Annotated in this window: 12 protein-coding genes; 4 read left to right on the top strand and 8 right to left on the bottom strand. The window is 63.6% G+C overall.

The genetic code is table 11. The features are described 5' to 3' along the window. From VKR55_RS04320 to VKR55_RS04285, 8 genes are all read right to left on the bottom strand, one after another. Positions 1-339, bottom strand: a 339-nt coding sequence (locus VKR55_RS04320; RefSeq protein WP_324400045.1) for an ATP-binding cassette domain-containing protein, incomplete at its 3' end; no start/stop codon positions are given. Between the two features lie 2 nt (positions 340-341). After that, the gene (locus VKR55_RS04315; protein ID WP_324400042.1) at positions 342-1,325 is read right to left on the bottom strand and encodes a branched-chain amino acid ABC transporter permease; all 984 of its coding nucleotides are present in this window, start codon (positions 1,323-1,325) and stop codon (positions 342-344) included. After that, complete coding sequence (locus VKR55_RS04310; protein ID WP_324400040.1) at positions 1,322-2,188, bottom strand: branched-chain amino acid ABC transporter permease; 867 nt, start codon at positions 2,186-2,188, stop codon at positions 1,322-1,324. Before VKR55_RS04310 ends, VKR55_RS04315 begins: the two co-directional genes overlap by 4 nt. Before the next feature lie 94 nt (positions 2,189-2,282). Next, a complete protein-coding gene (locus VKR55_RS04305; protein ID WP_324400038.1) occupies positions 2,283-3,515 on the bottom strand; it encodes an ABC transporter substrate-binding protein in 1,233 nt (410 codons plus the stop codon). A 458-nt stretch (positions 3,516-3,973) separates the two neighbouring features. Further along, on the bottom strand, positions 3,974-6,193 hold the full coding sequence (locus VKR55_RS04300) for an acetate--CoA ligase family protein (RefSeq protein WP_324400036.1): 2,220 nt from the start codon (positions 6,191-6,193) through the stop codon (positions 3,974-3,976). Between the two features lie 149 nt (positions 6,194-6,342). After that, complete coding sequence (locus VKR55_RS04295; protein ID WP_324400049.1) at positions 6,343-7,059, bottom strand: DUF1614 domain-containing protein; 717 nt, start codon at positions 7,057-7,059, stop codon at positions 6,343-6,345. Positions 7,060-7,265: 206 nt separating this feature from the next. Beyond that, entirely contained in the window at positions 7,266-8,504 is a 1,239-nt protein-coding gene (locus VKR55_RS04290) for an ABC transporter substrate-binding protein (RefSeq protein ID WP_324400034.1), read from the bottom strand. 59 nt (positions 8,505-8,563) lie between these two features. Beyond that, entirely contained in the window at positions 8,564-10,117 is a 1,554-nt protein-coding gene (locus VKR55_RS04285; protein ID WP_324400047.1) for an acyl-CoA synthetase, read from the bottom strand. 253 nt (positions 10,118-10,370) lie between these two features. Here VKR55_RS04285 and VKR55_RS04280 point away from each other — a divergent pair, with 253 nt between their 5' ends. The 4 genes from VKR55_RS04280 (at position 10,371) to VKR55_RS04265 (ending at position 14,435) form a co-directional block, all read left to right on the top strand. After that, entirely contained in the window at positions 10,371-11,501 is a 1,131-nt protein-coding gene (locus VKR55_RS04280; RefSeq protein WP_324400032.1) for an acyl-CoA dehydrogenase family protein, read from the top strand. Between the two features lie 137 nt (positions 11,502-11,638). Beyond that, the gene (locus VKR55_RS04275) at positions 11,639-12,805 is read left to right on the top strand and encodes an acyl-CoA dehydrogenase family protein (RefSeq protein ID WP_324400030.1); all 1,167 of its coding nucleotides are present in this window, start codon (positions 11,639-11,641) and stop codon (positions 12,803-12,805) included. After that, complete coding sequence (locus tag VKR55_RS04270) at positions 12,806-13,462, top strand: glutathione S-transferase family protein (RefSeq protein WP_324400028.1); 657 nt, start codon at positions 12,806-12,808, stop codon at positions 13,460-13,462. 166 nt (positions 13,463-13,628) lie between these two features. Next, positions 13,629-14,435, top strand: coding sequence for an AraC family transcriptional regulator (locus tag VKR55_RS04265; protein ID WP_324400026.1), 807 nt, complete (start codon positions 13,629-13,631; stop codon positions 14,433-14,435). Positions 14,436-14,693: the final 258 nt, after the last annotated feature.

The following is a 14,693-nucleotide window of genomic DNA, read 5'->3' as shown; positions in this document are numbered from 1 at the left end:
GGTCCACATGTGCAGGCTTTGACCCGCCGCCACCTCGGCGGCGCTCAGCACGTTCTCGTGGACGGTGAGCTCGGGAAAGATCTCGGTGATCTGGAAGGTGCGGGCCATCCCGAGCCCGACCCGGCGGTGCGCCGGGACGCGCGAGACGTCCTGCCCGTCGAAGATGATGGTGCCGGAGCTCGGCGGGAAATAGCCGCTGATCATGTTGAAGAAGGTCGTCTTGCCGGCGCCGTTGGGCCCGATGATCGCCCGGAGCTCGCCCGGCTGGACATTGAGCGAGACGTTCTGCACGGCGACCAGGCTGCCGAAGTTCTTGGAGACCTTGCGCACCTCGAGCATGGTCACTCCACGCCCCGCCGCTTCAGCATGCCCAGCATGCCCCGCGGAAAGAACAGCACCGAGAGCATGAAGATGGCGCCCAGGAACGCCATCCATTCTGTCGGCAGAGCCGAGGAGAGGAAATCCCGCAGCACCACGAACACCACCGCGCCCAGCAAGGGTCCCCAGAACGATCGCATGCCGCCCAGCACCGCCATGATCACGAAGAACCCGGAGAGCGAGTAGTGCAGTGCCAGCGGATCGGCGAAATTATTGAGGAGCGCGTAGAGCGTGCCGGCGAGCGCGGTGAAGAAGCAGGAGATCGAGAAGGAGAGCCAGATGTGCCGCTCGACGGGAATGCCGAGGAAGCGCGCCCGGCGCTCGTTCTCGCGGATCGCCCGCAATGTGCGCCCGAAGGGCGAGCGCAGCAGGAAGCTCATGAGGGCGACGGCGAGCGTGAACACCACCACGGTGAAATAGTAGAAGCGGGTGCCGTCCGTGATGTCGAAGCTCAGCGCGCCCAACCCGATGGGCTCGCGATGGAAGCCGCGCAATCCGTCGAAGCCACCGGTGAAGTCGTTCCACTTGTAGGCGATGTAGTAGAAGATCTGCCCGAAGGCGATGGTGCACATGGCGAAATAGACGCCGCGCCGCCGGACGATCAGCAGGCCGAACAGCGTTCCGCCGAGCCCGCCGAGCAGGATGCCCGCCAGCATGGCGAGCGGCGTGCTGGGCGCGACGTACTTCAGCATGAGGCCCGTGCCGTAGGCGCCGAGTCCGAAGTAGGCGGCATGGCCGAAGCTCAACACGCCTGTGAAGCCCAGCAGGATGTTGAGCCCCATGGCGGCGAGGCCGAACACCAGCACGTTGGCGGCGAGCGCCGTATAGCCGCCCATCAAGGGGAACCACGCGGGCACCGTGATCAGGGCGAGCCACATGATCGCGACCGGCAGCCAACGCCGATAGGCAGGTTGCTCGGCCGCGGCGGCAACAATGGCCGTGCTCACGACAGCATCCCTTCCTCGCCCATCAGCCCGCGCGGCCGAATGAGCAGCACCACGACCAGCATCACGAAGATCACGACCTCGCTGGCGGCCGGATAGATCGCGGCCGTGAGCGCCGCCGTGACGCCGATCAGCAATCCACCCAGCAGCGTGCCGGTGAGGCTGCCGACGCCACCGATGATGATGGCGATGAAGCTCGGCATCAGCAGGTCATCGCCCATATTGGGATTGATGCCGATCGCGCCGGTCGCGAGCACGCCGCTCAGCCCCGCGAGCAGGCAACCCACGGTGAAGTTGAAGGTGCGGAGCAGCTTCACGTTGACGCCGAGCGCCGCCACGGTATCGAGATCGAGGGTCCCCGCGCGGATGCGCAGGCCGACCCGCGTGTACCGCAGGAAGGCGAAGACGGCGATCACGGTGACGATCACGATCGCCACCATGAAGACGCGGTACCACGTGATGAAGAACAGGTCGGAGCTTATCGGCGCCTCGAGCGCCGGCACCATGTGCATCTCCTGGGGTGACGGCCCCCACCACCACAGCATGACGCCCTGCATGACGAAGGCGAGACCGAAGGTCAGCAGCAGGCTGTAGACGGGGTCGCGCCGGTAGACGAAGCGCATCAGCAGCTCGACCACCACGCCGACCGCCGCCGTCAGCAAGGGCGCGATCAGGAACGCGCCCCAGAATCCCACCACCTTCGTGAGCTCGAGTGCCATATAGGCGCCGAACGCCAGGAAGTTCCCGTGCGCGAAATTGATGACGTTGCTGAGATTGAGGATCAGCGACAGGCCCAGCGCCATCAGCACGTAGAACGCGCCGAGCATCAGCCCGTTGGTGACGTTGTAGAGGATGAGGGTGAACATCGGGCGCCTTCTTGCAGGGTCCGATCAACCGCCACCCGTTGCCTCTGCCGCGGGCCCGAGGCCGCGCGGCGGAGGCACGGATGTCAGCGCCGGCTCAGGCCGGATGCGTCATCTTGCAGCCGGTGTCCGCGACCGGTCCCGCGGCCGTGTCGCCCGGCACCGCCTCGGCGATCGTAAACACGTCGTCTGGGCCCGCCTTCGGTGGGTGCACCTCGCCGACGAAGATGCTGGGCATCAGCTCGTGGTCGCCCGCGCGATAGCGAACTTTGCCCGCCTGCAGCGCCACGTCGGGAGGCAGCTCCATGTCCTCCATGGCCATCGCAAGCTTCGGGCCTTCGAGTGATTTGGCCTTCTCCGCCGCGAGGCGCACCGAGTGCATGGACACGTATCCAAACCAGTCCCGCGCCGACGGCGTCTTCTTGGTAGCCGCGCGGTAATCGGCCACGAACTTGACGACCTCCGGCACATTGGGCTGGTTCCACCACCACTCCATGTCCCACCAACCCGCCTGCGCCTCCGGCTGCAGCGCCTTCACCGTCTCCAGCTCGAAAAGCGCGCCGCCGAGCGCCATGTCCTTCTGCATGCCGAACTGGGTGAATTGCTTCATGCAATTGATCTGCGTCAGCCCGCCCATGTTGTTGAGCAGCACGTTGGGCTTGAAGGCCTTGGCCTTGATCAGCGTGGCGGAGAAGTCCGTGGCGTTGATCGGCAGCATGTCGCCCTCGTAGGTCCCGCCGGCCTTGGTCAGCGCCTTGACGAAGGCATCCTGCAGGCTGTGACCGTACGCATAGTCGGGCGTGATGAAGAACCATTTCTTGCCGAACTTCTTCACCAGTTCGGGTGTGACTGCGTTGGCGTCCATCGAAGTGGTATTGCAGATGCGGAAGACGTTCCACTTGCAGTTCGTGCCGGTGATCGGATCGGTGTGGCCGCCGGGCACGATGTGGAAGATCTTCTTTTCATTGGTCACCTGCGACATCGCATAGGCGATGCCGGAGTTGACGTCGCCGAGGATCACCGCGACGTTGTCGCGGTCGATCAGCTTGCGGGTCTTCTGGACTCCGGTGCCGACGTCGTTGGCGGAATCCTCGATCAGGAGCTGGACCTGGCGGCCCAGGATTCCGCCCTTCTTGTTGATTTCGGCCTCCGCATATTTGGCGCCGTCAACTTCGCTCTGCGCCAATGCCGCCAGGACGCCGGTCAAGGGATTGACCATCCCGATCTTGACGGGTTCGTCGGCAAGCGACTTGACGACGAAGGGGGCGCCAATCACCTGGCTTGCGCCAAGGACGAGGCTGGATTTGATGAGTGTGCGACGATTGAGCAAAAACCGATTCCTTGGCATTTCAGATCTCCCGGGTGTCTCTTTTTAGGACGCTGTTCGTGAACCGATTTCCTGCTGGATCGAGAAGCGATCCGCAGGTTGCAGGCTCTTGGTTGGGCGGCATTCTGCGATGCCTTGCTGGCGGCGGCCTGCCTGGCCGCTCTCCTTCGTTGAATGAAAGGCGTGTGCGCCATTATAGCATTAACGCCGGTCATGGGATCGAGGATTCGATCCAGATCGGCGTCTGATTGCTGGCTACGTTTATAATGCGGACGCCGATTGCGCTACGGCAATGGCGGAGAAGGGCATGCGGTCCTCCGGAAGGTGACTGTGTCTTTTGGCGGCATTCTGTGACGCCTTATGGAGCCAACCGTAGCCTTTCCTGTTTGTGTTTGCCAAGAGGAGCCCTTGCGACCTTCGGCCTATAGGCCTGCTCAAAAAGTCGTCAGTCCGGCAATTCCTTAACGGCCCGCGGCGCTTCTGGCGGCCTCGTTGTTGAGGACGATCAGCGCGTCGACCGCGACGCCCGTTCTGGGGTTGATCAAGAACGGGTTGACATCGATCGAGGCGATGCGGTTGCCGGCGTCCGCGATCAGATTGGACAGGCCGACGAGGGCCTTCACCACAGATGCTTCATGCAGCGCCGGCTTGCCGCGGTAACCCTTGATCTTGACGCCGGCCTTGGTCCGGGAGATCAGAGCCTTTGCCTCGGCCGCATCCAGCGGCGCGCCGGCAAGCGCCACATCCTTCATCAATTCGATGTCGACGCCGCCGGTGCCGAACAGCACCACGGGCCCCATCTCGGCATCCAGCGACGCGCCGACCACGAGTTCGAGATCGGCCTTGACCTGCTGCGCGATCAGGATGCCTTCGAGCTTCGGCTTGCCCTTCAGCTTCTTCACCCGCGCGGTGATGTCATTGAAAGCCTTCTTCACGTCCGCGGCGGTATTGAGATTCAGCACGACACCGCCGATGTCGGATTTGTGCAGGATGTCGGCGCTGACGACTTTTGCAACGACGGGAAAGCCGATTGTCCTGGCAATGTTGACGGCTTCTGCAGCGGTCTGCGCGATGGCCTCTTTCGAAATGGGAATGCCGTAGGCTTTCAGCAAAGTCTTGGAGGAGACTTCGTCGAGCGCCGCGCCGTTGGCGTTCTTCAGCGTCTTTTCCAGCACCGCACGCGCGGATTTCGTCGAGCTCGAGACGATGTCGGGCACTTCCTTGCGCAGGTTCGCATACTCGATCAGCGACTTGATCGCGGTCACCGCGCGGTCCATGCCCTGCATCACGGTGATGTGCGGCAGCGACTTGCGCAGAGCCTTGGTGAACTCCGTGAAGCCGATCGACATCGCGCTGATATAGATCACGGGCTTGCCGCCGCCGCCCGCCATCTCGTTGACGATGCGCAGGTTGCGCTCGCGCAGCTCATGCGGCGCCTTCGGCAGCTCCGAATCGATGATGACGATGTCGGTGTCGGGATCGTCGATCATGATCTTGATCGACTGCATGTAGACGGAGGGATCGACGACGGCGGCAAAGCCGGCGTCGAGCGGATTGCCGACGATCGAGCCCGGGCCCAGCATTTTCGCAAGCTTGTCGGTCGCGTCCTGCTTCAACGGCGCAAAGCTCAGCCCAGCCGAATAGAAGGCATCGAGCAGGAGCCCGCGCTTGCCGCCGGACAGCGTCACTGCGGCGAGGCGATTGCCTTTCGGCACGGCGGAATGGACGAAGCATTCGGCGGTCTCGATCAGTTCGTCGAGCCCGCGCACCCGGATCACGCCCTCGCGGGTCGAGATCGCGTCAAAGGTCTCGATCGAGCCGGCGAGCGCGCCGGTGTGGGCCATCGCCGCGGCGCGGCCGCCTTCGGAGGCGCCAAGCTTCAGCGCAATCACCGGCTTTCCGGCCGCGCGCGCGGCCTTGCAGGCGTCGCGAAACGCCTTGGTGTTCCGCACGCCCTCGAGATAGACCACGATGACGCGGATCTGCGGATCGGCCGCGAAATAGCTCATCAGGTCGGGCGTTTCGAGGCCGGCCTCGTTGCCGGTCGTCACCATGTAGCCGACGCCGACGCCGCGATCCTCCAGCGCCTGGCGGATCGCCATCACGATGGCGCCCGACTGGCCGGCGATGGCGACCGCGCCCGCTTCCATCGTGATGATGCGATCGTCGATATTGGTGAACATGTTTTCGCCGGCGCTCAAATTGCCGAGGCAGTTCGGCCCGGTGACAGCCATGCCGGTCTCGCGCACGGCCTCCTGCAATTCCACCGCCAGCCGCTGGCTGTCCTCGTCCTGCAATTCGGCGAAGCCCGAGGTGACGATGGTCGCCGAGCGCGCGCCGGCCGCGGCCGCGTCGCGGATCACCTGCACGGCAAAGCGCGCCGGCACCAGCACCAGCACGTGATCGGGCCTTTCAGGCAGGCTCGCGAAATCCTCGTAGCAGGGCACGCCCCAGATCGTCTCGCGCTTGGCGTTGACCGGGAACAGGCCGCCTCTGTATTTGTACTTGATCAGGTTGTTCCAGATGCGCTCGGCGTAGTTGCCGGGCTTGTCGGTCGCCCCGACCAGCACGATGTTGCGCGGATGCAGCATCGCATGGATGCTCTTGATGACGTGACTCGCATCAGGCGCCGGCGACCATTTGGCGGACAAGTGTGATGCGGGGCTGACCTGTGCTTCCATCGGCGTATTCCTGACCCTTTTTCGTTTTTTCGTTTTTCCGCGTGGCGGACAAGAGCCGCGGCACGCGGATTTTTATCCTTATTATGATCCAATCATCGGAGTGGCAACCGATGCCGCCGGATGGGCGTCATGATCCCTTGCGAGGCCTGCTACCAGACCGGCCGCGGGCGCGAGGGCGAGGCGAGGCCGGCAAGCAGCACGGCGAGGATGCCCGTGAGGAAAATGCCGTCGAATGTTCCTGCGCCGCCGATCGAGGCCACGGGCGCGCCGAGCCCGGTGATCCTGTCGAGGTTGGTGAGGTCGGCGCCGACCAGCGTGCCCATTGAACCGCCGATATAGGCGAGCGGCGCCGCATATTCGCGCGACAAGAGGAAGGCGAGGATCGCGGTGACCACGACCGGCGCGAACACCGGCACGGCGATGCCGACGCCCTGAACCGGCGTCGCCATCGAATGGATCACCACCGCGATCACGGCGACCGCAATCGCGGCCCTGACCCAGAGCTGATAACGCAGCACCAGATAGGTCGACATCAGGGTCGGAATGACGGCGCCCCCGACGTTGACCGCGAGCACCGTGCCCGGCCATTGCGTCACCATCGGAACCACATAACGCATGCCGAAGAAATCGACGATCTCGCCGCTGCGGACGGAGTGGCCGGGCAGGACCGTGATCGGGATGTTGAAATAGCTGCCGATCAGTGAGCCGAACAGCAGGAGCAGCGCCGCGCCGGGGCCGACGCCGAGCTTCATATAGGCATAGCGCAGGACACGGAGCTGGATCAGGATGATCAGCACGACGAACAGCAGCGCCAGCACTGAAAACAGGGCCGGCGTCAGCGGCAAATATTGCATCTGGGAACCCATCATGGCGATGCCGCTGCCTCGTCCTGGTCATGCCCGGTCCATACCGGGCGTTCATGCCTTCAAGCTAACAGATAGGACGGGGATGGCCGGGACAACAGGCGCAAAGGTCGCGTTTCGCGCTTTGGCCCGGCCATGGCGAACGGCCAAAAAAGAAATCGCCCCTCTCGGGGCGATTTCGAACTTTTCGAATGGGATCGCGGGGAGGCTTAGCCGCCGACCTCGGCGCTGATAACGTCGCCGAAGAAGTCCCACTTGCCGTTCTTGAACTGCATCATCCGCAGCTGTTCGATCGGGGCAAAGTCGGTCGGGCCCGTGTTGACCTTGATACCCGGCAGCAGGGTGTCGGGGGCGAAGTCCTTCAGGGACGCCGCCTGCTTCATCACGTTCGCCCGCGTCAGGTCGTCGCCGCACTGTTTGAGAACCTGCACCATGGTCTCTGCCGCCGCGTACCCATAGACCAGGTTGGCGTCGGAAAGATTGGCGCCCGGCATGTACTTGTCCGCGAAGGCGACGAACTTCTTCATGCCCTCATCGCCCTTCCATTGCGGGTCGGAGGCATCCTTCAGGTACCCCGCCGACAGGATACCCTCGGAGGCCTCCAATCCGGCCGGCTTCATGACAGCACCGATCGAGATCGACACGTCGGTCAACAGGTGCATCGGCTTCCATTCAAGCTCCGCCATCTTCTTGATGGTTTGGGCGGCAAATTTCGGCGTCGTGCTGTCGACCAGGACGTCGGCGCCGGTGCCCTTCAGCTTGACGATGTGGCTGTCGATCGAGGGCTCGGTGGTCTCGTAGCTCTCTTCCGCCACGATCAGCTCTTTTGCCTTCTCGCCGAAGATGTCCTTGAGGCCGGTGACGTAGTCCTTGCCGAAATCGTCATTCTGATAGAACACCGCGATCTTGGCGTTCGGCTTTTCCTTCAAAATGTACTTCGCGAAGATTCGCGCCTCGGCGCGGTAGCTCGGCTGGAAGCCCATGGTCCACGGAAAGTGCTTCGGGTCGTTCCACTTGCTGGCGCCGGTGGCGACGAAAAGCTGCGGCACCTTCTTGGTGTTCTGGTATTTCTGCACGGCGGACTGGGTCGGCGTGCCGAGCGCGTTGAACACGAACAGCACCTCGTCGCTCTCGATCAGCTTGCGGATCTGTTCCACCGTCTTCGGCGGCGAGTAGCCGTCGTCATAGGAGATGAAATTGATCTTGCGGCCGTTCACGCCGCCATTGTCGTTGATCATCTTGAAATAGGCTTCCTCGGTCTTGCCGATGATGCCGTAGGCGGAGGCCGGTCCCGAATAGGCCTCGACGTTGCCGATCTTGATTTCGGTGTCGGAGGCGCCGGTATCGTATTTCTTCTGCGCCAATGCGCTTTGGGTGGCCAGCAGCGAGAAGGCAGCCGCGGCCGCGAAAAGTTGCAGTTTCTTGTTGTTCAGTTTCTTGTTCTTCATCGAGAGCATTCCCTTGGTTTTTCCCATGGCTGGAGGTTGGACTTACAGAGACTTTGGACTTACGACGCTTTGGCCGTGGCGATGTCAGTCGCCGCGGGTACTGAAAAAGTCTTCCGCAGGGTCGGCTTGTGGATCTTGCCGGTGGCGTTGCGCGGCAAGGCATCGACGAAGCGGATCACGCGCGGGCATTTGAAGCGCGCGAGGTTTTTGGCGCAATGCGCGTGGATGTCGGCCTCGTTGAGCTGCTGGCCGGGCTTGAGAGCGATGATCGCCATGCCGACCTCGCCCCATTGCGGATCGCCGATGCCGATCACGGCCGCTTCGGCGATCGCCGCAATCTGGTGCAGCACATTCTCGACCTCGGCCGGATAGACGTTCTCGCCGCCCGAGATGTACATGTCCTTCCAGCGGTCGACGATGTAGTAGAAGCCTTCTTCGTCGACGCGCGTCGCATCGCCGGTGTGCAGCCAGCCGTCGGTGAAGGAAGATTGGTTTGCGTCGGGCCGGTTCCAGTAGCCGGGCGTGACGTTCGGCCCCCTGACCCAAAGCTCGCCGAGCTCGCCCACCGCGACGTCGGTGCCGTCGGGGCGCACCACGCGCACCTCGGTGTGCAGCACCGGCTTGCCGGCCGAGCCCGCCTTGCGCGCGGCGTCCTCGCGATCGAGCGCCAGCACCGCCGGCGACGTTTCCGTCATGCCATAGCCCTGCTGCAGCGCCACGCCGCGGCTTTCCCAGACTTCCAGCAGCGGCACCGGCATCGGCGCGCCGCCGACCCCGCCGATGACGAGCCGGCTGAAATCGGACGTCGCAAAGTCCGGATGCTGCGCCATGAACTGGTAGATCGAGGGCACGCCGAAGAAGACATTGATGCCGTGCGCGGGATCGCTGATCAGCTTCAGCGCCAATCCCGGATCGAACGCGCGCATGATCAGGACAGTGCCGCCGACATGCAGCACGGGGTTGGTGTAGCAATTGAGTCCGCCGGTATGGAACAGCGGCAGCACCGTGAGCAGCACCGACGACGGCGTGATGTAGGCGGGCCCGCCGAGATTGACGCAATTCCAGAACGTCATGCCGTGGGTGATGATGGCGCCCTTGGGCTGGCCGGTCGTGCCCGAGGTGTACATGATGGTCGAGATGTCATCGAGCGTGACCGGCTCGATCGCTTGAAGCGGCTTCGCGACGGATATCGCGGCCTCGTACGAGCCATTCGGCCCGAGCCGTAGCACGGACTCGATGTTGCATGATTTCGCAACGGCAAGCGCCGTCTCGGCGAGATCGCCGTCATGGACCATCACCTTCGGCGCGGCGTCGCCGACGATGAACCCGAGCTCGGGAACGGTAAGCCGCGTGTTGAGCGGCAGGAACACCGCGCCGAGCCTGCCGCAGGCGAACTGGACTTCGAGCGTGTCGGTGGTGTTCAGCGCCAGCACGGCGACGCGATCGCCGCGCGCGACCTTGAGCTGATGCGAGAGATGCGTCGCAAGCCGCGAGATCCGCCCGTCGAATTCTCTGTAGGTGAAACGGCGTTCGCTCGCGAGGTCGACCACGGCAATCTTGTCCGGCGTGCGGCGGCCGAAATGCGCGATCCAGTCGTAGTAGCGAACGGCCAACATGTCCTCCGCAATCGGCGGTCAATGCCGCCTTGTCCCTTGCTCGACTCTGGTGGGCGGCACCATGCCCAACTCCGCTCTCTCCCGGTAGTCGGACTTTTGGGCGCGCGCAAGCGCGCTGGTCGTATGTTATCCTTGCTTTACGCGATCGCTCCTCGTTTTACCCGCTGCGTGGAATAACGCAGCGACTGGACGCAAGTTGGCGCGGAAACTTGCCGCCATCTTGCGGCGTACCGCTCTCGGAAAACACGATATGAAAAGCCCATTCTATACCGCCGAGCATGAAGCCTTTCGCGAGCTCATGCGCCGATTCGTCGGCAACGAGATCGAGCCGTTCGCGCATGAATGGGATGAGGCCGGCGAATTTCCGCGCGCGCTCTACGCGAAGGCGGCGTCAATCGGCCTGTTGGGTCTCGGCTTTCCCGAGGAGTATGGCGGCGTGCCCGCCGATCAGTTCATGAAGATCGTGGCGAGCCAGGAGCTCGCGCGCGCCGGCGCGGTCAGCGCGAGCCTGATGAGCCACACCATCGGCTCGCCGCCGATCGCGCGCGCCGCGCGTCCCGAGGTCAAGGCGCGCGTGCTGCCGGAGGTTCTCGCTGGGCGCAAGATCTCCGCGCTTGCGATCACCGAGCCCGGCGGCGGCTCCGATGTGGCGAACTTGCGCACAAAAGCCCGCCGCGACGGCGACCATTATATCGTCAGCGGCGAGAAGACCTTCATCACCTCGGGCGTCCGCGCCGATTATCTGACCGTTGCAGTGCGCACCGGCGGCGAAGGTGCGAGCGGCGTCAGCCTGCTCCTGATCGAAGGCGACACGCCGGGGCTCTCGCGCACCAAGCTGAAGAAGATGGGCTGGTGGGCTTCCGATACCGCGACGCTGCATTTCGACGACTGCCGCGTGCCGGTCGAGAACCTGATCGGCGAGGAAGGCCATGGCTTCAAGCTGATCATGCACAATTTCAACAGCGAGCGAATGGGCATGGCGGCAAGCTGCACGGCTTACGCCCGCGTCTGTCTTGACGAAGCGATCGCCTACGCCAAGGAGCGCAAGACCTTTGGCAAGCCGATCGCGCAGCATCAGGTGATCCGCCACAAGCTGGTCGACATGGCCCAGCGCGTCGCGGCGTCTCAGGCGATGCTGGAAATGCTGGCGTGGCGGCTCGGACAAGGCGAAAGTCCGGTCGCCGAAATCTGTATGATGAAGAACCAGGCGACCCAGACCATGGCCTACTGCGCCTCGGAAGCGGTGCAGATCTTCGGCGGTGCCGGCTTCATGCGCGGCATCAAGGTCGAGCGCATCTACCGCGAGGTGAAGGTCAACGCGATCGGCGGCGGGACGGAGGAGATCATGAAGGACCTCGCCTCAAGGCAGATGGGGTTGTGATCGTGCCCTTCACTCCGCGTCATTCCGGGGCGCGAGTGAAACTCGCGAGCCCGGAATCCATAACCCCAGGCTGCGGTTATGGATTCCGGGCCTGCGCCTTGCGGCGCATCCCGGAATGACGAGGATAGATTGACAACATGCTCTTCACCGCCGACCACGACGAGCCGCGCCGCTCCCTGCAAAAATTCATCGCCACCGAGATCAACCCTCACGTCGACGAATGGGAGGACGCCGGCATCTTTCCCGCGCATGAGCTGTTCAAAAAGCTCGGCAATCTCGGCTTCCTCGGCCTGAACAAGCCGGTCGCGTTCGGCGGCCAGGGGCTCGACTACTCCTACGCGCTGATGATGGCCGAAGAGCTCGGCGCCATCAGATGCGGCGGCGTGCCGATGGCGATCGGCGTGCAGACCGACATGGCAACGCCCGCGCTGGCGCGGTTCGGCTCGGACGAGGTGCGGCGCGAATTCCTCACTCCTGCGATCGCGGGCGATCAGGTCGCCTGCATCGGCGTCTCCGAGCCCGGCGCGGGAAGCGACGTTGCGTCGATCAAGACCGGCGCCCGCTCCGACGGCGGCGATTACGTCATCAACGGCGGCAAGATGTGGACCACCAACGGCACGCAGGCAGACTGGATTTGCCTGCTCGCCAATACCTCTGACGGCCAGGTCCATCGCAACAAGTCGCTGATTTGCGTGCCCATGAAGAGCAAGGGTGTGCAAGTCGCGCGAAAACTCGACAAGATGGGCATGCGCTCCTCCGACACCGCGCAGATCTTCTTCGACAATGTCCGCGTGCCCAAGCGCAATCGCATCGGCGAAGAGGGCCAGGGTTTCACCTATCAGATGATCCAGTTCCAGGAGGAGCGGCTGTGGGGTGCGGCGGCCTGCCTCAAGGCGCACGAGTACATCATCAACGAGACCATTGAATACACCCGCAACCGCAAAGCCTTCGGCGGCTCGATCCTCGATAACCAGGTGGTGCATTTCCGCCTCGCGGAGCTTCAGACCGAGGTCGAGCTGTTGCGCGCGCTGATCTATCGTGCCGGCGAGCAGCTTGTGGCGGGCGAGGACGTGACGCGGCTTGCCACCATGGCCAAGCTGAAGGCCGGCCGGCTCGGCCGTGAGCTCACCGACGCGTGCCTGCAATTCTGGGGCGGCATGGGCTACATGAACGAAACGCCGGTGAGCCGCGCCTATCGCGACGCTCGGCTCACCTCGATCGGCGGCGGCGCAGACGAGGTGATGCTGATGGTGTTATGCAAGATGATGGGCACATTGCCCGGATCGAAGAAGGGGAACGCGTAAATGATCACGCTCTATCACTGCGACGGCGCGCGCTCCTTCCGTCCGCTCTGGATGCTGGAGGAAATGGGGCTCGCCTACGAATTGAAGATGCTGCCATTCCCGCCGCGGGTGTTCGCGAAGGACTATCTCGCGCTCAATCCGCTCGGCACCATCCCCTTGATGATCGACGGCGAGACCAAAATGACGGAATCCTCCGGCATCTGCCACTATCTCGGCATCAAATATGGTCCGACGCCGCTGATGGTGGACGAAAACGATCCGGACTACGGCGCTTTCCTGAACTGGATGTATTTTTCCGACGCGACGCTGACCTTCCCGCAGACGCTGGTGCTCCGCTACAGCCAGCTCGAGCCGGAGGAGCGCCGGAATCCGCAGGTCGCGACCGATTATGCGAAATGGTTCCTGGGACGCCTGCGCGCGGTAGAGGCTGCGACCGCAAAATCCGGGACGCTTTGCGCCGGCCGCTTCACCGCTGCCGACATCGTGATCGGCTATGCGCTGCGGCTTGCGGATTCCATCGGGCTTGCCAAGGATTTTGGACCCAACGTCGCCGCCTATTTTGCCAGGGTGCGCCAGCGCGAGGCATACCGGCGGGCCGTCGCGGCCGAGCGGAAGGCCGGGATCGAGCAGAACGTCGCGCCAAGGGTAAGGGCGTGATTTGAATTGTGTCATTCCGGGGCGATGCGACAGCATCGAACCCGGAATCTCGAGTTTCCGGGTTCGCGCTGCGCGCGCCCCGGAATGACAGCTGATGACAGGCCGCGAATTTGCGCTATGGTGCACCCATCGAAAGCGGTCCCAAGAGCCGCGCGAGGAGACAGCCATGGACGACAGGCCGAAGAGTTCAGGCCATCTGATGTTGATCACGCCGGAGCGGGTGTTTTACGCCGGACTCCTCGGCAGGCCGCGCGAGCGTTGCCCCGGCGCGTTCCATGTCTATGTCGCGCTTCGCGGCGGACTCTGGCTCACGACCGCCGACGGCCGCGAGGCCTATGGCGAGCTCGTCGCCGTGGCGCCGAATGTGCGGCACACCGTCGCGAGCGATTACCGCTCCGCCATCGTCGTCACGATCGAGCCGGAAAGCGTGCGCGACGGCACCTTCGAGGACTGGGAGAAGCGGCTGCAGGGCATCGAGCGGGATTTCTTCGCCCAGCGCATTCGCCTCGCCTATGAAATGCTGCTGACGCGGCAATGCCGCACCGATATCGATTCTGCCGAGCTCGACCGCATGTGCTTTGGCGAGACGTTGCCGCAGCGCAAGCTCGATCCGCGTATCGTGCGGGCGATCATCCGAATCGGAAAGTTTTCCGGCGAGCCGGTGACGGCGGACATCTGCGCCGCGGAAGCAGGCCTCTCGGCCTCGCGCTTCCTGCATCTGTTCAAGCAGGAGACCGGCATCTCCTTCCGCTCGTTCCGCGCCTGGAAGCGCGCGCGGCATCTTTTGCATTTCGCGAACCAGGACCTCAACCTCGCCCATCTCGCACAGGACATCGGCTATCCCGATTCCACCCATTTCAGCCATTCGATCCGCAGATTCTACGGCCTGAAGCCGCGCGCGATCTTCTCCGGCTCGCGCGACCTGGCGATCTACAGCAGCGAAGCACGAACGGAAGAGGCGGCGCTGACGTAGCCGTCCGACGCGACCTTGTAGGGTGGGCAAAGCGTCAGCGTGCCCACCATCCTCCTTGCCGTGACAATGGTGGGCACGGCGCAAGTGCGCCTTTGCCCACCCTACGAAATCGTCCACGGCCGAACTGCTCGACGAGGCTGGGCAAGAACTTGCGATCAGCCCAGTTGAGCCAGCTGTTGAGGACGACCGGCGAGCAGAAGCGTGCAGTAAGTCCAGAATGCGCTCAGAGCGGTCCAAGTGGAGTTTAGGCGAGCTGCG

It is taken from the genome of Bradyrhizobium sp., from assembly GCF_035309285.1.
Lineage (GTDB): Bacteria > Pseudomonadota > Alphaproteobacteria > Rhizobiales > Xanthobacteraceae > Bradyrhizobium.
This window is presented reverse-complemented; position numbering and strand designations above follow the sequence as displayed.

Excerpts from the sequence above, each read along its gene's own strand:
- VKR55_RS04290 (WP_324400034.1), bottom strand. The coding sequence starts at position 8,504 with ATGAAGAACAAGAAACTGAACAACAAGAAACTGCAACTTTTCGCGGCC.
- VKR55_RS04270 (WP_324400028.1), top strand. The coding sequence starts at position 12,806 with ATGATCACGCTCTATCACTGCGACGGCGCGCGCTCCTTCCGTCCGCTC.
- VKR55_RS04310 (WP_324400040.1), bottom strand. The coding sequence starts at position 2,188 with ATGTTCACCCTCATCCTCTACAACGTCACCAACGGGCTGATGCTCGGC.
- VKR55_RS04275 (WP_324400030.1), top strand. The coding sequence starts at position 11,639 with ATGCTCTTCACCGCCGACCACGACGAGCCGCGCCGCTCCCTGCAAAAA.
- VKR55_RS04280 (WP_324400032.1), top strand. The coding sequence starts at position 10,371 with ATGAAAAGCCCATTCTATACCGCCGAGCATGAAGCCTTTCGCGAGCTC.
- VKR55_RS04300 (WP_324400036.1), bottom strand. The coding sequence starts at position 6,193 with ATGGAAGCACAGGTCAGCCCCGCATCACACTTGTCCGCCAAATGGTCG.
- VKR55_RS04295 (WP_324400049.1), bottom strand. The coding sequence starts at position 7,059 with ATGGGTTCCCAGATGCAATATTTGCCGCTGACGCCGGCCCTGTTTTCA.
- VKR55_RS04265 (WP_324400026.1), top strand. The coding sequence starts at position 13,629 with ATGGACGACAGGCCGAAGAGTTCAGGCCATCTGATGTTGATCACGCCG.